The following is a 17416-nucleotide window of genomic DNA, read 5'->3' on the forward strand; positions in this document are numbered from 1 at the left end:
CCTCACACCCGAGCAGCGGTGACGGCTGCCGAACCCCAAGTGGTTCTCCAGCGGCGTTTCACACCGTGCAGACCGAACCAGGCAAGTACGCCAAGGCTGGCGAACAACCACAAGGCCAGCTGATAGCTGCCGGTGCTTTGCTTGATCGCGCCCATACCGGCTGCCAGTGCGAAGCCACCGATGCCGCCGGCCATGCCGATCAGCCCGGTCATTACGCCGATCTCCCGACGAAAACGCTGCGGGACCAGCTGGAATACCGCACCGTTGCCTGCACCCAAACCGAGCATGGTGCAGACGAAAAGCGCCAATGCGGCGTAAGAACTCGGCAGATTGAAACCCACTGTCGCAATGCAAATCGCTGCCACGGTGTACATCGCCAGCAAAGTACGAATCCCGCCGAAGCGGTCCGCCAGTGCGCCGCCCAACGGACGCATCAGGCTGCCACCGAACACACAAGCAGCAGTGTAGTAGCCGGCGGTTACCGGGCTCAGGCCGTATTGGTCGTTGAAGTAGCCGGGCAGGGCGCTGGCCAGGCCGATGAAGCCGCCGAAGGTCACGCTGTAGAAAAACATGAACCACCAGCTGTCGCGGTCGCCCAAGGCCTTCAAGTAGTCGGACATGGACTTGGCTTTCGGGCGCTCAGGCGCATTCTTGGCCAGCCAGTAGAAGACGATCAGGGTCAGGATCAGCGGGATCAGGGCGAAGCCGAACACATTGCTCCAGCCAAATGCGGCAGCCAGCACTGGGGCGATCAGCGCAGCGAGCACGGTGCCCGAGTTACCGGCACCGGCGATGCCCATGGCTTTGCCTTGGTGCTGGGGCGGATACCATTGCGAGGCCAACGGCAGGGCTACGGCGAAGGATGCACCGGCCATGCCGAGGAACAGGCCCAGCAACAGCGCCTGCTCGTAACTGTGAATGCCGAGTTTCCAGGCGACTAACAGGGCGCAGATGACGATCACCTGGCCGATTATCCCGGCGGTCTTAGGCGACAGGCGATCAGCCAGCAGGCCCATCGCAAAGCGCAACACGGCCCCGGCCAGAATCGGCGTGGCCACCATCAGCCCGCGTTGTTGGGTGGTCAGGTGCAGGTCAGCGGCGATCTGCACTGCCATTGGGCCGAGCAGGTACCAGACCATGAAGCTCAGATCGAAATAGAGGAAGGCTGCGAACAGGGTCGGGGTATGGCCGGATTTCCAGAAGCTTGAATTCATCGCGCACCTCAGCTGTCAGGCGTATCAAGAAGGAGTCATGAGCTTGCAGGTGGGGCGCCGCAACGGCCGCACCACCAGCCCCGGTCTCTGGGGCCAAAACGGAAAAACGCCGCTACCCGATCCGCCAAGGGGGCGAATGAGGTAAGCGACGTCTTTGTCGTAGGTGGGGCAACCGCCGTTGGTTACCTTGCAGTGATTTACTTAGCGAGATTTGTGCCAACAAGGGCGATCGAGTCGCGGCTATTCGCGAGCAAGCCCGCTCCCACAGGGGAGTTGTGTCGTTCACGACATTGAAGTTCGACACAAATCAAGTGTGGGAGCGGGCTTGCTCGCGAAGGCGATAGATCATTCACCGCAGGACTTCAGCCAAGCAGTTCACTCATGGCAATGATCTGCTCCGCCACCTGTATCAGCTTCTGCTGGCGGCTCATGGCCTGGCGGCGCATCAGGGTGTAGGCCTCTTCTTCGTTGCAGTCCTTCATCTTCATCAGAAGCCCCTTGGCCAGCTCGATGCGCTTGCGCTCGGCCAGTTGCTGGTCGCGGGCGTGCAGTTGCGCGCGCAGAGCCTGGTCGCTTTCAAAGCGCGCCATGGCCACGTCGAGAATCGGCTGCAAGCGTTGTGCGTGGATGCCTTCGACGATGTAGGCACTGACGCCGGACTTGATGGCGCGGCGCATCACGTCGGGATCGTGCTCGTCGGTGAACATCACAATCGGCCGTGGTTGGTCACGGGTCACCAGCACCACTTGCTCCATCACATCGCGGCTCGGTGACTCGGTATCGATCAGGATCACGTCCGGGCGCACCGTTTCGACGCGCGCGGGCAGGTCAATGGTCAGGCCGGACTCGTCGATGACCTCGAACCCGGCTTCGGTCAGGGCCGCCTTCAGACGCCCGACTTTTTTCGCAGTGTCATTGATCAGCAGGATACGCAACATATTCGTAGGCTCCTGTCAGCGGCTGGCGAGAAGGGGAGCGCTGTCGCTCATGGCGTGCAGCGTGAAGCTGCGGGCATAGCCGGCCGGGTCCGAGCCGTCCCAGACTTTGCCGTCGATCAGTTGACTGCTGCGCATTTCCTGGCACCGGGCGGGCACACCGACAGCGGTGGCGGCCTCACGGTATAAGTCTAGTTGCTGGACCTGACGGGCCACGCCGAGGTAATCCGGGTCGTCACGCAACAAACCCCAGCGCCGGAACTGGGTCATGAACCACATACCGTCGGACAAATACGGAAAATTGACCTCGCCACCACCGTGGAAACGCACGGCGTGCGGGTCTTGCCAGCGATTACCCAGACCGTCGGCGTAGTCACCGAGCAAGCGCGGTTCGATGCACTCGAGCGGTGCATCCAGATACTCAGGCGCACTCAACAGTTGCGCGGTGCTGCGGCGATTTTCGCGGCTGGCTTCGATGAATCGGCTGGCTTCGAGGATCGCCATCACCAATGCCCGTGCGGTGTTGGGGTATTGCTCGACAAAGGCGCGGGTGCAGCCGAGGACTTTTTCCGGGTGATCGGGCCAGATCGTCTGGGTGGTGGCCATCGTAAACCCGAGATTTTGCTGTACTGCACTGGCCGCCCACGGCTCGCCGACACAGAAACCGTCGATGCGCCCGGCTTGCAGGTGCGCGACCATTTGCGGCGGCGGCACCACCACGCTGTCGACATCCTGCAATGGATGAATACCCTGGCTCGCGAGCCAGTAATACAGCCACATGGCGTGGGTGCCCGTAGGAAATGTCTGCGCGAAGGTCAGTTTTGGGCGACTTTGGTGCACATGTCGGTCCAGTGCTTCAGGACTGGTCACGTCCAGGGCCTGCAAACCGTGGGAGAGGTTGATGCTCTGGCCGTTCTGGTTCAGGCCCATGAGCACGGCCATGTCGGTGGAGGCTACGCCGCCGATCCCCAGATGCACCGCGTAAATCAGGCCGTACAGGCTGTGGGCGGCGTCGAGTTCGCCGCTGACCAGTTTGTCTCGCAGGTTGGCCCAGGACGATTGGCGCTTGAGGTTCAGGGTCAGACCGTACGGTTGGGCGAAGCCCTGAGTGGCCGCGACCACCACTGAGGCGCAGTCGCTCAAGGCCATGAAGCCGAGGTTGATTGCGGTTTTTTCCGGGGCATCGCTGCCATTGACCCAGGCCAGTGGGCCGGCTGATGGTTCGTTCATCGATTTCGCACCTTCCAAAAAAAAGCGTCGTCCCAAGGCCCTTGCGTGGGCAAAGCCGGGTGACGACGCCATTGTCCTTCCACTCATCCCGCCGTTGGCATGAGTGCTGATGCCTGTGACGGTGCAAGGCATATGCCATCGCTGGCTGATTTTGTTGCGCGCCTCGCGTGAAGCCCTGATGCGCGGCTATAATCGCCGCCTCTCATCGCCAACCGAGTCAAGCCTGCCCATGTACACCCTGGCCCGTCAGCTGCTGTTCAAACTTTCCCCGGAAACCTCCCACGATCTGTCCCTGGACCTGATCGGCGCGGGCGGGCGTTTGGGCCTCAACGGCTTGCTGTGCAAGGCACCGGCGAAACTGCCGGTAACGGTCATGGGCCTGGAGTTCCCGAACCCTGTGGGTTTGGCGGCCGGTCTGGACAAGAACGGCGCAGCGATCGATGGCTTTGCCCAATTGGGTTTCGGTTTCGTCGAAATCGGTACCATCACGCCGCGTCCACAACCGGGCAACCCGAAACCACGGATTTTCCGCTTGCCGGACGCCGAGGCGATCATCAACCGCATGGGTTTCAACAACCTCGGCGTCGATCACTTGCTCGCTCGCGTGGCGGCGGCCAAGTACAAGGGCGTGCTGGGCATCAACATCGGCAAGAATTTCGATACGCCGGTTGAACGTGCGGTCGACGATTACCTGATCTGCCTGGACAAGGTCTATGCCCACGCCAGCTATGTGACGGTCAACGTCAGCTCGCCTAACACCCCGGGCCTGCGCAGCCTGCAATTCGGCGATTCGCTCAAGCAATTGCTCGCCGACCTGGCCACCCGCCGGGCGGAACTGGCCCTGCGTCATGGCAAACATGTTCCGCTGGCGATCAAGATCGCGCCGGACATGACTGACGAAGAAACCGCTCAAGTCGCCCAAGCGTTGATCGAAACCGGGATGGACGCGGTGATCGCCACCAACACCACCCTGAGTCGCGTCGGTGTCGAAGGTATGGAACATGGTGACGAGGCGGGCGGTTTGTCCGGTGCACCGGTTCGCGACAAGAGCACTCACACGGTGAAGGTGCTGGCGGCGGAACTGGCCGGTCGCTTGCCAATCATCGCCGTGGGCGGCATCACCGAAGGCAAGCACGCGGCTGAGAAAATCGCCGCGGGTGCAAGTTTGGTGCAGCTCTACTCCGGCTTCATCTATAAAGGCCCGGCGTTGATTCGTGAATCGGTGGATGCCATCGCCGCGCTGCGCTAATCCCTGTGGGAGCGGGCTTGCTCGCGAAAGCGTTGGGTCAGTCAACATCATTCTTGAATGTTAAATCGCTTTCGCGAGCAAGCCCGCTCCCACAGGTCATGTGTTTGCAGTTCGAGATTGAGTTTCTGGCAGACATAAAAAAGGGCTCCTCGAAGGAGCCCCTGGGCCGAAGCCCGCCGTCCGGATGGGACGTGCGTGGTTAAGTCGTTGCGTAATCAGATTGTCGTGTCGGAGTGTGTGCCCTGTATTAGCCGACGGCGTGAAGTTCGTTGAGTCTGTGGATTCCCGCAGTGCCGGTCATACCGTCCCAGTTGTCGCCGCGTCCTTCTCGCCAGCCATTGATCCAGGCTTGGCGTACCGACGGTAGAGTAAAAGGGCAAAGCTCACGGGATTTACCACCAACGCCATATTGATATCCGCGCAAAAATGCTCTTTCCAACGGATCACGCTTAAGTCTTCTCATAGGGTGTTGCCCTCACTTGTTGACTGTATTTATCGCGTCGACCTCAATCGAGGTCAGGCAGAAAAATCCTGCCGTTGGCGGCTCGCTGCCGGCGTCGCGAGCCAAGGTGTTGACGCCGTTGCGACGTCAACCTGTGTTGAGTTCTAACCAATGCGTCACATCGAGGGAATGATCGTTTTGTCATAAGAACGTAACCATAAAGATGCTATGGCCATAAGTAACACGATATTTGTCCCGCGTTTATTGGCCAAACCCCGGTATGATCGGCCCTGCGCTGGATGAGAGGGGTGAGGCCTTTAACGAGAATGACACCCGTTCACTTGGGGACTATTCGACGAAGGGTCGACTTATGACATTTTGTTGCATCAACTTTTATATCTGTCCTGGCATCTAAGCTCTTTTAACCCGAGCAGTCAGGGTGGGACGGCACACCTTCGTGCCACGCGGGCGTTCTGTCAGAAAAACGCCTGATTGAAAACCGGATCGGCAATGCGTTGCCGATTCACTTAGCTAAAGGCTCTGGAATTACCATGTCCGATCGTTTCGAACTCTTCCTCACTTGCCCCAAAGGCCTTGAAGGCCTGCTCATCGAGGAAGCCGTCGGGCTTGGCCTTGAGGATGCACGTGAGCACACCTCGGCTGTGCGCGGCATGGCCACCATGGAAACCGCCTATCGCCTGTGCCTGTGGTCGCGTCTGGCGAACCGGGTACTGCTGGTGCTCAAGCGCTTCCCGATGAAGGACGCCGAAGACCTCTATCACGGCGTGCTGGATATCGAGTGGCAAGACCACATGCTCAACGATGGCACCCTGGCCGTCGAGTTCAGCGGTCACGGTTCGGGCATTGATAACACGCACTTCGGCGCCTTGAAGGTCAAGGATGCGATCGTCGATAAACTGCGCACCCCGCAGGGCGACCGTCCGTCCATCGACAAGCTCAACCCGGATCTGCGCATTCACCTGCGCCTGGACCGTGGCGAAGCGATTCTGTCCCTCGACCTGTCCGGTCACAGCCTGCACCAGCGCGGTTATCGTTTGCAGCAGGGCGCGGCGCCGCTGAAGGAAAACCTCGCGGCGGCGATTCTGATCCGTTCCGGCTGGCCACGGATTGCCGCCGATGGCGGCGCGCTGGCTGACCCGATGTGCGGTGTCGGTACGTTCCTGGTCGAAGCAGCGATGATCGCCGCCGACATGGCGCCGAACCTGCGTCGCGAGCAATGGGGCTTCACCGCCTGGCTCGGTCACGTGCCTGCGCTGTGGAAAAAGCTCCACGAAGAAGCCACCGAACGCGCCGCAGCCGGCCTGGCCAAGCCACCGCTGTGGATTCGCGGTTACGAAGCTGACCCACGCCTGATTCAACCGGGCCGCAATAACGTCGAACGTGCCGGCCTGAGCGAGTGGATCAAGATCTATCAGGGCGAAGTCGCGACATTCGAGCCGCGCCCGGACCAGAACCAGAAAGGCCTGGTGATCTGCAACCCTCCGTACGGCGAGCGTCTGGGCGATGAGGCGAGCCTGCTCTATCTCTACCAGAACCTCGGCGAACGTCTGCGTCAGGCGTGCCTGAACTGGGAAGCGGCGGTGTTCACCGGCGCCCCGGACCTGGGCAAGCGCATGGGTATCCGCAGCCACAAGCAGTATTCATTCTGGAACGGCGCCTTGCCGTGCAAATTGCTGCTGATCAAGGTCACGCCGGACCAGTTCGTCACCGGCGAGCGTCGTACTCCGGAACAGCGTCAGATCGAGCGCGAGCAAGCTGAAGTCGAAGTTCCCGACAACGATGTGGCACCGGGCAAGTACGAGAAGTACAACAAGAACGGTAACCCGATCAAACCGGCCCCGGTGGTGATCGAGCAACCGCGCTTGAGTGAAGGCGGGCAGATGTTTGCCAACCGTCTGCAAAAAAACCTCAAGGCGCTGGGCAAGTGGGTCAAGCGTGAAGGCATCGACTGCTACCGCGTCTACGATGCCGACATGCCGGAATATTCCATGGCCATCGACCTGTATCACGACTGGGTCCACGTTCAGGAATACGCCGCACCGAAATCCATCGATCCGGAAAAAGCCTCGGCGCGGATGTTCGATGCTCTGGCGGCGATCCCGCAAGCGTTGAACATCGACAAGAACCGCGTGGTGGTCAAACGTCGCGAGCGTCAGAGTGGCACCAAGCAGTACGAACGCCAGAGCGCACAGGGCAAGTTCAATGAGGTCAACGAAGGCGGCGTGAAGCTGCTGGTGAACCTCACCGACTACCTCGACACCGGGCTGTTCCTCGACCACCGGCCGATGCGCATGCGGATTCAGAAAGAGGCAGCCGGCAAGCGCTTCCTCAACCTGTATTGCTACACCGCGACGGCCAGCGTTCATGCGGCCAAGGGTGGCGCGCGCAGCACCACCAGCGTCGACCTGTCGAAAACCTATCTGGATTGGGCGCGTCGCAACCTGTCGCTGAACGGTTTCTCCGACAAGAACCGTCTGGAGCAGGGTGATGTGATGGCTTGGCTCGATGCCTGCCGTGACGAGTACGACTTGATCTTCATCGACCCGCCGACCTTCTCCAACTCCAAGCGCATGGAAGGGATCTTCGATGTGCAGCGTGATCAGGTGCAGTTGATCGATCTGGCGATGGCACGTCTGGCGCCGGGCGGGGTGTTGTACTTCTCCAACAACTTCCGCAAGTTCCAGCTCGAGGAAAACCTCACCGAGCGTTATGCCGTTGAAGAAATCACCGCCCAGACCATCGATCCGGATTTTGCCCGTAATGGCAAGATCCACCGTGCCTGGAAGATCACTGCTCGCTGACACTTGAGCCTGATTGGATCCACAGAGCCTTGATTTTTAAAGGCTCTTGGGTTCTTTCAGTGCTGGTCAAATTAGTGGCTAATAGCTATAACTCAACGCATGGCCAATGGGCTTTTCCGGCACCTGGCGTTTTGAGTTGTATCTATGTCGTTGCACGCCGTGCGCCCCAAGATCCTGGGTTTTATCCGCGAAGATGTTTCGGCCTGGCTGGTCGCGCTGCTGGCGTTGCTCGTCGGCGGGATTCTTACGGGATTGCTGGCTTGGGCGACGTTCAATCAATTTCATCAGCAATTGCGGCAACGTTTCCAGCTGCTCGCCAGTGAACGTTACAGCCGCATCGAAGAACGCTTCGAAGATCAGGAGCAGCGCCTCGACGGCCTGCGCCGGTTCTTCGTCAATTCCGGATCGGTGTCCCGCGAGGAATTCGACGGTTACGCCAAACCTCTTTTGCGTCGCACCCAGGCCTACTCCTGGGCTCCCCGGGTTTCCCGCGCCGAACGTCCCCTGCTTGAGCGCGTGGTGCGAGAAGAAGGCTTGAGCGGTTTCACCTTTCGCGAACTTACCGCCGACGGCCAGTTGCAACTTGCCGTAGAGCGCGACGAGTACGTACCGGTGCTCTACACCCAAACCCAAAGCCGGCTGCCCGCGCCGCTGGGTTACGACCTGCTGACCCAACCCCTGCGTCGTTCGACTCTGGAACGGGCTGATCGCAATGGCCGTATGGCCGTGTCGCAGCCGCTGCATCTGGTAGGCATCGAGCCGGCCTATTCGCGGGGCGTGTTGCTAGTGGCTCCGGTCATCTATCAGAACCTCCCGAATGCCGCGCCCGCCGGGTATGTCATGGCGGTGATCAGCATGCGCCAGCTGTTGGCGGACGGGCTGCCGGAAGAGAATCATGATTCTCTCTCGGTGCGTATTCTCGACTTGTCCACCGAGGATCAACACGAAGTGTTGTACGAGTCGACCAACACGGCGGGGGCCAGTGACTTGTCCTCCACGCGATTGCTACGTCTGGCCGACCATGATTACCAAGTGGATATGCGCCCCAGCGCCGCGTTCCTGAAAGCCAACCATTCCTCGGTGACCAGCCTGGTGGTGCTCGGCGGTTTGCTCAGCCTGCTGCTCAGTGTGTTTCTCTATGTGCTGGTCAGCCAGCGCCAGCGGGCGCTGAAAATGGTGGCGCAGCGGACCCAGGAACTTCACGACCGTGAGCAAGAGTTGCGCGGCACGCATGGCCAGTTGCGCGGTGTGCTGGATGCCGCGACTCAGGTGGCGATCATCGCCACCGACCTGCGCGGAATCATCTGCACCTTCAACGCTGGGGCAGAGCAGATGCTTGGTTACTTCAGTGCGCAGGTTGTGGGCCACATGACCCTGGAAAATCTGCACCTGCCCCGGGAACTCGAAGCGCGCTCGGCGGAGTTGAGCGCGCGCTATGGCAAGCCGATCCCGACGTGTCAGGCGATGCTGGTCGAAGGCGGGGAAGAGGGCGGTCACGAAGCCCGGGAGTGGACGCTGGTGCGTCACGACGGCAGTCATTTGACGGTGAACATGCTGGCGACCCCGGTACTCGACGAGCAAGGCTTGTGGGTCGGGCACCTGGCGATTTGTATCGACATCACCGAGCGCAAGCGCGTCCACGAAGCCCTGGCGGCACGGGACCTGTTGTTGAAGAAACTCAGCGCCCATGTGCCCGGCGGGATCTACCAGTTCAAGATGGAATTCGATGGGCGCTTCAGTGTGATCTACGCCAGCGACGGTATGCGCGATATCTACGAACTCGAGCCGGACGTGCTGTTGCTCAACGCCGAAGCGGTGTTCGCGCGGATTCATCCCCAGGACGCACGTCGGGTCCGCGCTTCGATCCTGGCCTCGGCTGACACCCTCAGCCCTTGGCGTGAAGAGTACCGCGTGCAATTACCGCAGCGTGGTCTGCGCTGGGTCCGCGGTGAAGCGACTCCTGAGGAACTGCCCGGTGGCGGTGTGCTATGGCATGGTTTCATCTCGGACATCTCCGACCTCAAGCGGGTGGAAGAGGAGTTGCGCGCACTGTCGGTGACCGATTCCTTGACCGGGATCCATAACCGTCGCTACTTCCAGGAGCGCCTGACCACCGAAATGGCCCGGGTCGAGCGCGGCGGTGGCGAGTTGTCGGTGATCATGCTCGACATCGATCACTTCAAGCGCATCAACGATCAGCACGGTCATGCCGTGGGTGATCGGGTATTGCAGGCCGTGTGCGAGCGCATTGGCGGTCGCTTGCGGTGCACTGATGTATTTTGTCGCCTGGGCGGCGAAGAGTTTATGGTGCTCTGTCCGGATATCAATGGCGAACAGGCTCATGTGCTGGCCGTGGAGTTGTGGCAGGGGTTGCGCAGTGCGCCGATCGACGAGGTCGGGATCGTCACAGCGAGTTTCGGGATTGCCAGCTGGCGGGCCGGAGAGGGCGCGGATGCGCTGCTGTTGCGGGCGGACTCAGGGGTGTACGCGGCGAAACAGGCGGGAAGGGATCGGGTTGAGGGGCAGATGAGTTAACCCAGGCTGCATGCAAACCCTGTGGACTGATCGCAATGCTGTGCTTTGACCCAAATCAATGTGGGAGCGGGCTTGCTCGCGAAGGCGGTGTGTCAGGCAACATTAATGTCGACTGACACGCCCTCTTCGCGAGCAAGCCCGCTCCCACATTTGATCTCCAGTGTCTGGACGATCGGGTTACAACACCGAAGCCGTTTCCGGCAGTTTCGGCTGGCGATACAGATCCAGCAGCACCTGATCCAGCACCGAGGAGGCGCCAAACGGTGCCTTGTCGTTGAGGATCGCCACCACCGCCCAGGTATTGCCATTGATGTCGCGGCTGTAGCCGGAAATGGCGCGCACGGTGTTCAGAGTGCCGGTCTTGACGTGGGCTTCACCGCGCATCGCGGTGGTCTTCAGGCGTTTGCGCATGGTGCCGTCGGTGCCGGCGATTGGCATCGAGCTGATGAACTCGGCGGAATACGGGCTGCGCCAGGCGGCTTGCAGCATCGCGGCCATTTCACGGGCACTCACTCGCTCGGCACGGGACAGGCCGGAGCCGTTCTCCATCACCAAGTGCGGCGCAGTGATGCCTTTTCTCGCCAGCCACTGACGCACCACGCGCTGGGCGGCCTTGGCGTCGTCACCGTCGGCATCGGTGCGGAACTTCTGGCCCAGGCTCAGGAACAACTGCTGAGCCATGGTGTTGTTACTGTATTTGTTGATGTCGCGAATGATTTCCGCCAAGTCTGGCGAGTAGGCCCGGGCCAGCACCTTGGCGTTGCTCGGCGTCGGTGCCAGACGATCCTGGCCCTGGATGCTGCCGCCCAATTCCTTCCAGATCGCTCGCACGGCGCCGGCGGTGTAGGTCGCATGATCGAGCAGCGACAGGTAGGTCTGGGAGCTGCAACCTTCGCCCAACTGGCCGCCAACGGTCACGGTGACGCTGCCATCAGCCTGGGGCACCGGGTTGTAACGTACGCCACCGGTGCATTGCTTGGAGTTGAGCGCCTTGACCTGATTGTCGATGCGGATGCTGGCAATCGGCGGCTCGACCGACACCAGGACCTTGCCCGAGTCGTTGCGGGCCACGAAGCGCAGGGCCTTGAGGTTGACCAGCAGCGCGTCGGGTTTGACCAGGAACGGTTTGTTCTCGTCATTGCCGTCGTCGTTGAATTCAGGCAGTTGCGGTTGCACGAAGAAGCCGCGGTCCAGCACCAGGTCGCCGGTGATCTGGGTCACGCCGTTGGCGCGCAAATCGCGCATCAGCAGCCAGAGTTTTTCCATGTTCAGCTTTGGATCGCCGCCACCCTTGAGGTAGAGGTTGCCGTTGAGGATGCCACCGCTGAGGGTGCCGTCGGTGTAGAACTCGGTTTTCCACTGGTGGTTCGGGCCGAGCATTTCCAGCGCGGCGTACGTGGTCACCAGCTTCATGGTCGAGGCCGGGTTAACCGAAACGTCAGCGTTATGAATGGTTGGGGTGCCCGGGCCATTGAGCGGGATCATCACCAGCGACAGGGCACTGTCCTGCAGCTTGCTGGCCTTGAGAGCCTTTTCGACGTTGGGCGACAGGGCGGTGTTGATCGAAGCGGCGGAAACGGGAAGGGCCAGGGGCAGAAAAAGGCTGGCCAGCAGCAATGGACGCAAAGATTTGATCATCTGAAATAGAACCCTACAGCCGAGGGGGAAAAAGACGAGGGCATGGAGATAAATTCCCTCAGCGGTCATGAAAGTGTCGGCATTATGCCCCAAGGTGCAACAGCTTGTGCCGTACCCCGGTCGTCTAATCCGCTATTTTTTTACCGACGGTAGGCGTAGCGCCGTTCTGAGACGGGTAATCGGCGCCTTAAACTGCTAAAGTGCGGCCCGTTATTACTTATGAGGATTGTTCCAATGGCGACTAACCGTTCCCAGCGTCTGCGCAAAAAACTGTGCGTCGATGAATTTCAAGAGCTGGGTTTCGAACTGAACCTGGATTTCAAAGAAGATTTGGCTGATGAAGCCATTGATGCTTTCCTCGACGCGTTCCTGAAAGAAGCCATGGAAGCCAACGGTCTGGGCTATGTTGGCGGCGACGACTTCGGTCTGGTGTGCCTGCAGAAGCGTGGCTCGGTATCCGAAGAGCAGCGTGCCGCTGTTGAAGCCTGGCTCAAAGGCCGCAGCGAACTGACCGAAGCAACCGTCAGCCCGCTGATCGACGTCTGGTACCCGGAAAAGCCGATCAATCCGGTAGCTTGATGTTCTAAAAAACGGCGACCCAAGGGTCGCCGTTTTTTTTGTGAAGATCTTTCAGCTTTTACGCCAGTTCAAGATCAGCAAGGTCAACACCCCCGCGACAATCCCCCAAAACGCCGAACCGATGGAAAACAGCGTCAACCCCGACGCCGTCACCATAAAGGTAATCAGCGCTGCTTCCCGTTGCACTTGCGCCATGGCAATGCTCAACCCATTGATGATCGAGCCGAACAGCGCCAATGCGGCAATCGACAGCACCAGCTCTTTAGGCAATGCGGCGAACAACGCTGCCAGCGTCGCGCCGAACACTCCGGCAATCCCGTAGAAAATCCCGCACCAGACGGCTGCGGTGTAGCGCTTGTTGCGATCCTCATGGGCATGCGGCCCGGTGCAGATAGCCGCGCTGATGGCGGCCAGGTTGATCCCATGGGAGCCGAACGGCGCCAACAGCAACGAGGCGATGCCGGTGGTGGTGATCAGTGGTGAGGCCGGCACGTTGTAGCCGTCGGCGCGCAATACGGCGATGCCCGGCATGTTCTGCGAGGTCATCGCCACCACAAACAGTGGAATGCCGATGCTGATGGTCGCGGCCAGGGAGAATTGGGGCGTGGTCCAGACCGGCATCGCGACTTCGAGGTGGAAGCCACTGAAATCCAGCAAACCCATAAACCCCGACAGCGCGGTGCCGATCAACAGCGCGGCGAGCACGGCGTAGCGGGGCGACAGGCGTTTGACCACCAGATACGTGAAGAACATTCCCAGCACCAGCGCAGTGCGGTGCTGGGCGGCGACGAAAATCTCGCTGCCGATCTTGAACAGAATCCCTGCCAGCAATGCCGCCGCCAATGAGGCCGGAATCTTTTTCACCAGCCGTTCGAAACTGCCGGTCAGGCCGCAAATGGTCACCAGCACAGCGCAAGTGATGTAGGCGCCGATGGCCTCGCCATAGCTGACACCACCCAGGCTGGTGATCAGCAACGCCGCGCCGGGGGTAGACCAGGCGATGGTGATCGGCGTGCGGTAGCGCAGGGACAAGCCGATCGAGCACACCGCCATGCCGATAGAGATCGCCCAGATCCACGACGAAATCTGCCCGCTGGTCAGACCCGCCGCTTGCCCGGCCTGGAACATCAGCACCAGTGAACTGGTGTAGCCGGTCATCATGGCGATGAACCCGGCGACGATGGCCGAGGGTGATGTGTCAGTCAGGGGGCGAAGCTGCGTGTGCGTGGCGTCGGTCATGACAGCGGTGTTCCTTGTTCTGATAAAGATGTCCGTAGCAACTCTGAACCCTGTGGGAGCGGGCTTGCTCGCGAAGGCGGTGTGCCAGACAACATTGATGTCGACTGACACGCCCTCTTCGCGAGCAAGCCCGCTCCCACAGGGAATCGCATTCAGGCGGCGGATTCTGCGTTCAAGCCTAAACTGAAAAGTAACCGGTCGTTGCAATACAGCGAGGTCGACAAACAGCCGTACAGTCGTGTTGCCACCGTCCATTGTGTACAATCGCGGTGTTTTTTACGCGATACTTGCCAGCGACCCACTGTGCCGTATTACAGTCACGGTCAATTCGCCGCAGTTCTCCCGACTCGAGTGCCCATGAACGAACAGTTGCAACCCCTCAAGAAACAACCGCGAGCAGGCAAAGCCGGCCGCAGCGGTACCCAGGACGATATTGTCTACGCGCATATCTTCGAGGCCATCCTCGAACAGCGTCTGGCGCCCGGCACCAAGTTGAGCGAAGAAGCGCTGGGGGAAATTTTCGGGGTCAGCCGCACCATCATTCGCCGTGCGCTGTCGCGTCTGGCCCATGAAGGCGTGGTGTTGCTGCGACCGAATCGCGGCGCTGTCGTCGCCAGCCCGAGTGTCGAAGAGGCCCGTCAGGTATTTATGGCGCGGCGTCTGGTGGAGCGGGCGATCACTGAATTGGCGGTTCAGCACGCCACCGCCGAGCAACTTCTCGAACTGCGGCAGATGGTCAACGACGAGCGCGACAGCTTTTCCCGTGGCGATCGTGGGGCCGGTATCCGCCTGTCCGGCGAGTTCCATTTGAAACTGGCCGAAGCGGCGAAAAACGCGCCGCTGATCAGCTTCCAGCGCAGCCTGGTGTCCCAGACTTCGTTGATCATCGCCCAGTATGAGAGCGGCAACCGTTCGCACTGTTCCTACGATGAGCACACCCAGTTGATCGACGCGATCGAAGCGCGGGACGCGACGCTGGCGGTGGACCTGATGATGCATCACATGGACCACATCGACAGCAAACTCAACCTCGACGAAGAAAGCGCGTCGGATGATTTGCATGCGGTGTTTTCGCATTTGTTGCAGACCAAGAAGCCTGGGCGGCCAGCGGTCAAGCTCTGATACCGCGGTGCGCCCTTCGCGAGCAAGCCCGCTCCCACATTAGATCTGTGGCATACACAAATATCGTGTTAACGGAGATTTAAATGTGGGAGCGGGCTTGCTCGCGAAGGCGGTCTGACAGGCATAAAAAAATCCCCCGCAACCAACGATTGCGGGGGATTTTTTATGCCCGGAAGACCTTAGCGCTGATGCACTAGATTCCCCGCCGCATAGGTCTGCAACACCGTCCGGTCATCCCCCAGCGTCATCAATACAAACAGCGTTTCGGCAATGTTATTGGCCTGCTTCAGGCGATAGCTGAGCAGTGGCGTGGCGTTGTAGTCCAGCACCAGGAAGTCCGCGTCGGTGCCCGGTTGCAAGGTACCGATCTTGTCTTCCAGGCGCAGGGCGCGGGCGCCGCCGAGGGTGGCCAGGTACAGCGATTTGAACGGGCTCAGCCGCGCACCTTGCAGTTGCATGACTTTGTAGGCTTCGTTCAGGGTTTGCAGCAGCGAGAAACTGGTACCGCCACCGACGTCGGTACCGAGGCCGACATTGAGTTTGTGTTTCTCGGCCATCGGCAGATTGAACAGGCCGCTACCGAGAAACAGGTTCGAGGTCGGGCAGAACGCAATCGCTGAACCCGTCTGCGCCAGTCGCGCACATTCGTCGTCGCACAGGTGCACGCCGTGGGCGAACACTGAGCGCTCGCCGAGCAATTGGTAGTGATCGTAGACATCCAGGTAGCCCCTGCGCTCCGGGAACAGCGCCTTGACCCACTCGACTTCCTTGAGGTTTTCGCTGATGTGGGTCTGCATGTACAGATCCGGATATTCGCTGAGCAACTGGCCGGCGAGGGTCAGTTGTTCCGGGGTGCTGGTCGGGGCGAAGCGTGGGGTGACCGCATAGTGCAGGCGACCCTTGCCGTGCCAGCGCTCAATCAGCGCCTTGCTTTCGACGTAGCTCGATTCGGCGGTGTCGGTCAGGTAGTCCGGCGCGTTGCGGTCCATCATCACCTTGCCGGCGATCATCCGCAGGTCCAGCTGTTCGGCGGCCTCGAAGAACGAGTTCACCGATTGCGGATGTACGCTGCCGAACACCAGTGCGGTGGTGGTGCCGTTGCGCAGCAGTTCCTTGATGAAAATATCCGCGACTTCGTCAGCGTGGGCCTTGTCGGCGAACTGGCTTTCGCAAGGGAAGGTGTAGGTGTTCAGCCAGTCCAGAAGCTGTTCGCCATAGGCGCCGACCATGCCGGTTTGCGGCAGGTGGATGTGGGTGTCGATGAAGCCTGGGGTGATCAGTGCGTCCTGATAATGGGTGATCTCGATGTCGGCCGGCAGGGTCGGCAGCAATTCGCTGGCGTGGCCGATGGCGCTGATCTGGCCGTTATCGACCACCAGCAGGCCGTCTTCGAAATACTCGTACGAGGCTTCGATACCCACTTCGGCGGGATCGGCGATGCTGTGCAGGAGGGCGGCGCGGTAGGCTTTGCGAGTCAGAGGCATGTGAGTTCTCAATTAGTTCGAAGCTTTTCAGTTCGAAGCTTTCAGTTCAAAGCCTGGCTGCGGCGTGAAGCAGGCAGCAGTTTGGCGATCGATGATCCGGCGCTGGCGGTGTGCTGGCCGAAATTCGCGTTATAGGTGGCGATGATTTCGCCGGCGATGGAGATGGCGATTTCCACAGGCAACTTGCCTTTGACTTCGCCGATGCCCATCGGGCAACGCATGCGTTGCAGCACGCTGCTGTCGAAACCTCGATCACGCAGGCGGTGTTCGAACTTCACCCGTTTGGTCTTCGAACCAATCAGGCCGAAGTAGGCGAAGTCATTGCGCTTGAGGATCGCGGCGGTGAGTTCGAGGTCGAGTTGGTGGTTGTGGGTCATGACGATGCAGTAGCTGCCGGCGGGCAGGTCATCGACTTCGTCCAGCGGTTCTTCGGTGACGATTTTGCGCACGCCGTGGGGGATCTGTTCGGGGAATTCAGCTTCCCGTGAATCGATCCAGCGCACCCGGCAGGGCAGGCTGGCGAGCAGCGGCACGAGCGCCCGACCGACGTGGCCGGCGCCGAACACCGCAATCTGCGCCTGGACCTGACCCATCGGTTCGAACAGCAATACGGTCACGCCACCGCAGCACTGGCCCAGGCTGGCGCCGAGGCTGAAGCGCTCCAGATGGGTGTCCTGTCGGCCGCTGGCGAGCATCTCGCGGCCGATCTGCATGGCCTTGTATTCCAGATGCCCGCCACCGATGGTGTCGAACGTTTGTGTGGCGCTGATGACCATTTTCGAGCCGGCATTACGCGGCGTCGAGCCGAGCTCTTCGATGATAGTCACCAACACACAGGGTTCACCCCGAGTTTGCAGGTCGGCGAGGGCGTCGATCCAGTTGTACATGTTTCACCTCAACATCTCTGTTGTCTGTTCGGCCGTCTTC

At 60.3% G+C, this 17416-nt stretch carries 13 protein-coding genes; 5 read left to right on the forward strand and 8 right to left on the reverse strand.

Going from position 1 to position 17416, the window contains the following annotated elements:
- Positions 1-2: 2 nt before the first annotated feature.
- The 3 genes from AB7M29_RS12985 to AB7M29_RS12995 all read right to left on the reverse strand — a co-directional run bounded on the left by AB7M29_RS12985 (position 3) and on the right by AB7M29_RS12995 (position 3379).
- A complete protein-coding gene (locus AB7M29_RS12985) occupies positions 3-1214 on the reverse strand; it encodes a nitrate/nitrite transporter (RefSeq protein ID WP_217858234.1) in 1212 nt (403 codons plus the stop codon).
- Between the two features lie 362 nt (positions 1215-1576).
- Positions 1577-2152 carry an ANTAR domain-containing response regulator gene (locus AB7M29_RS12990; protein WP_008006986.1) on the reverse strand — a complete coding sequence of 192 codons (576 nt, stop codon included), beginning with the start codon at positions 2150-2152 and terminating at the stop codon, positions 1577-1579.
- A 15-nt stretch (positions 2153-2167) separates the two neighbouring features.
- Positions 2168-3379 (reverse strand): CmpA/NrtA family ABC transporter substrate-binding protein, encoded by a 1212-nt coding sequence (locus tag AB7M29_RS12995; protein ID WP_217858235.1) that lies wholly within the window; start codon positions 3377-3379, stop codon positions 2168-2170.
- A 229-nt stretch (positions 3380-3608) separates the two neighbouring features.
- Here AB7M29_RS12995 and AB7M29_RS13000 point away from each other — a divergent pair, with 229 nt between their 5' ends.
- Positions 3609-4628, forward strand: coding sequence for a quinone-dependent dihydroorotate dehydrogenase (locus AB7M29_RS13000; protein ID WP_038980250.1), 1020 nt, complete (start codon positions 3609-3611; stop codon positions 4626-4628).
- A 247-nt stretch (positions 4629-4875) separates the two neighbouring features.
- Here AB7M29_RS13000 and rmf read toward each other — a convergent pair whose 3' ends face one another.
- The gene (gene rmf, locus AB7M29_RS13005; RefSeq protein ID WP_003223300.1) at positions 4876-5091 is read right to left on the reverse strand and encodes a ribosome modulation factor; all 216 of its coding nucleotides are present in this window, start codon (positions 5089-5091) and stop codon (positions 4876-4878) included.
- Between the two features lie 530 nt (positions 5092-5621).
- On the opposite strand from rmf, the gene rlmKL reads away from it, so the two are divergent.
- Positions 5622-7892: a bifunctional 23S rRNA (guanine(2069)-N(7))-methyltransferase RlmK/23S rRNA (guanine(2445)-N(2))-methyltransferase RlmL gene (rlmKL, locus tag AB7M29_RS13010; protein ID WP_217858236.1), complete on the forward strand. Its 2271-nt coding sequence runs from the start codon at positions 5622-5624 to the stop codon at positions 7890-7892.
- 144 nt (positions 7893-8036) lie between these two features.
- Positions 8037-10427: a sensor domain-containing diguanylate cyclase gene (locus tag AB7M29_RS13015; RefSeq protein WP_454246983.1), complete on the forward strand. Its 2391-nt coding sequence runs from the start codon at positions 8037-8039 to the stop codon at positions 10425-10427.
- Between the two features lie 177 nt (positions 10428-10604).
- Here AB7M29_RS13015 and dacB read toward each other — a convergent pair whose 3' ends face one another.
- Positions 10605-12065 carry a D-alanyl-D-alanine carboxypeptidase/D-alanyl-D-alanine endopeptidase gene (dacB, locus tag AB7M29_RS13020; protein ID WP_217858238.1) on the reverse strand — a complete coding sequence of 487 codons (1461 nt, stop codon included), beginning with the start codon at positions 12063-12065 and terminating at the stop codon, positions 10605-10607.
- 234 nt (positions 12066-12299) lie between these two features.
- On the opposite strand from dacB, the gene AB7M29_RS13025 reads away from it, so the two are divergent.
- Positions 12300-12644 carry a YggL family protein gene (locus AB7M29_RS13025; protein WP_007896965.1) on the forward strand — a complete coding sequence of 115 codons (345 nt, stop codon included), beginning with the start codon at positions 12300-12302 and terminating at the stop codon, positions 12642-12644.
- Between the two features lie 51 nt (positions 12645-12695).
- Here the strand turns inward: AB7M29_RS13025 and AB7M29_RS13030 are convergent, their stop codons facing one another.
- A complete protein-coding gene (locus tag AB7M29_RS13030) occupies positions 12696-13883 on the reverse strand; it encodes a benzoate/H(+) symporter BenE family transporter (protein ID WP_454246984.1) in 1188 nt (395 codons plus the stop codon).
- A gap of 357 nt (positions 13884-14240) precedes the next feature.
- Between AB7M29_RS13030 and AB7M29_RS13035 the strand changes: the two genes are divergently transcribed.
- Positions 14241-15005 carry a GntR family transcriptional regulator gene (locus tag AB7M29_RS13035; protein ID WP_454246985.1) on the forward strand — a complete coding sequence of 255 codons (765 nt, stop codon included), beginning with the start codon at positions 14241-14243 and terminating at the stop codon, positions 15003-15005.
- Positions 15006-15184: 179 nt separating this feature from the next.
- Here AB7M29_RS13035 and guaD read toward each other — a convergent pair whose 3' ends face one another.
- A complete protein-coding gene (gene guaD, locus AB7M29_RS13040) occupies positions 15185-16489 on the reverse strand; it encodes a guanine deaminase (RefSeq protein WP_123720842.1) in 1305 nt (434 codons plus the stop codon).
- A 41-nt stretch (positions 16490-16530) separates the two neighbouring features.
- A complete protein-coding gene (xdhC, locus tag AB7M29_RS13045; RefSeq protein ID WP_454246986.1) occupies positions 16531-17376 on the reverse strand; it encodes a xanthine dehydrogenase accessory protein XdhC in 846 nt (281 codons plus the stop codon).
- Between the last annotated feature and the right edge of the window lie 40 nt (positions 17377-17416).

The sequence above is a fragment of the Pseudomonas sp. F-14 TE3623 genome, assembly GCF_053629015.1.

Excerpts from the sequence above, each read along its gene's own strand:
- AB7M29_RS12985 (WP_217858234.1), bottom strand. The coding sequence starts at position 1,214 with ATGAATTCAAGCTTCTGGAAATCCGGCCATACCCCGACCCTGTTCGCA.
- AB7M29_RS12990 (WP_008006986.1), bottom strand. The coding sequence starts at position 2,152 with ATGTTGCGTATCCTGCTGATCAATGACACTGCGAAAAAAGTCGGGCGT.
- AB7M29_RS12995 (WP_217858235.1), bottom strand. The coding sequence starts at position 3,379 with ATGAACGAACCATCAGCCGGCCCACTGGCCTGGGTCAATGGCAGCGAT.
- AB7M29_RS13000 (WP_038980250.1), top strand. The coding sequence starts at position 3,609 with ATGTACACCCTGGCCCGTCAGCTGCTGTTCAAACTTTCCCCGGAAACC.
- rmf (WP_003223300.1), bottom strand. The coding sequence starts at position 5,091 with ATGAGAAGACTTAAGCGTGATCCGTTGGAAAGAGCATTTTTGCGCGGA.
- rlmKL (WP_217858236.1), top strand. The coding sequence starts at position 5,622 with ATGTCCGATCGTTTCGAACTCTTCCTCACTTGCCCCAAAGGCCTTGAA.
- AB7M29_RS13015 (WP_454246983.1), top strand. The coding sequence starts at position 8,037 with ATGTCGTTGCACGCCGTGCGCCCCAAGATCCTGGGTTTTATCCGCGAA.
- dacB (WP_217858238.1), bottom strand. The coding sequence starts at position 12,065 with ATGATCAAATCTTTGCGTCCATTGCTGCTGGCCAGCCTTTTTCTGCCC.
- AB7M29_RS13025 (WP_007896965.1), top strand. The coding sequence starts at position 12,300 with ATGGCGACTAACCGTTCCCAGCGTCTGCGCAAAAAACTGTGCGTCGAT.
- AB7M29_RS13030 (WP_454246984.1), bottom strand. The coding sequence starts at position 13,883 with ATGACCGACGCCACGCACACGCAGCTTCGCCCCCTGACTGACACATCA.
- AB7M29_RS13035 (WP_454246985.1), top strand. The coding sequence starts at position 14,241 with ATGAACGAACAGTTGCAACCCCTCAAGAAACAACCGCGAGCAGGCAAA.
- guaD (WP_123720842.1), bottom strand. The coding sequence starts at position 16,489 with ATGCCTCTGACTCGCAAAGCCTACCGCGCCGCCCTCCTGCACAGCATC.
- xdhC (WP_454246986.1), bottom strand. The coding sequence starts at position 17,376 with ATGTACAACTGGATCGACGCCCTCGCCGACCTGCAAACTCGGGGTGAA.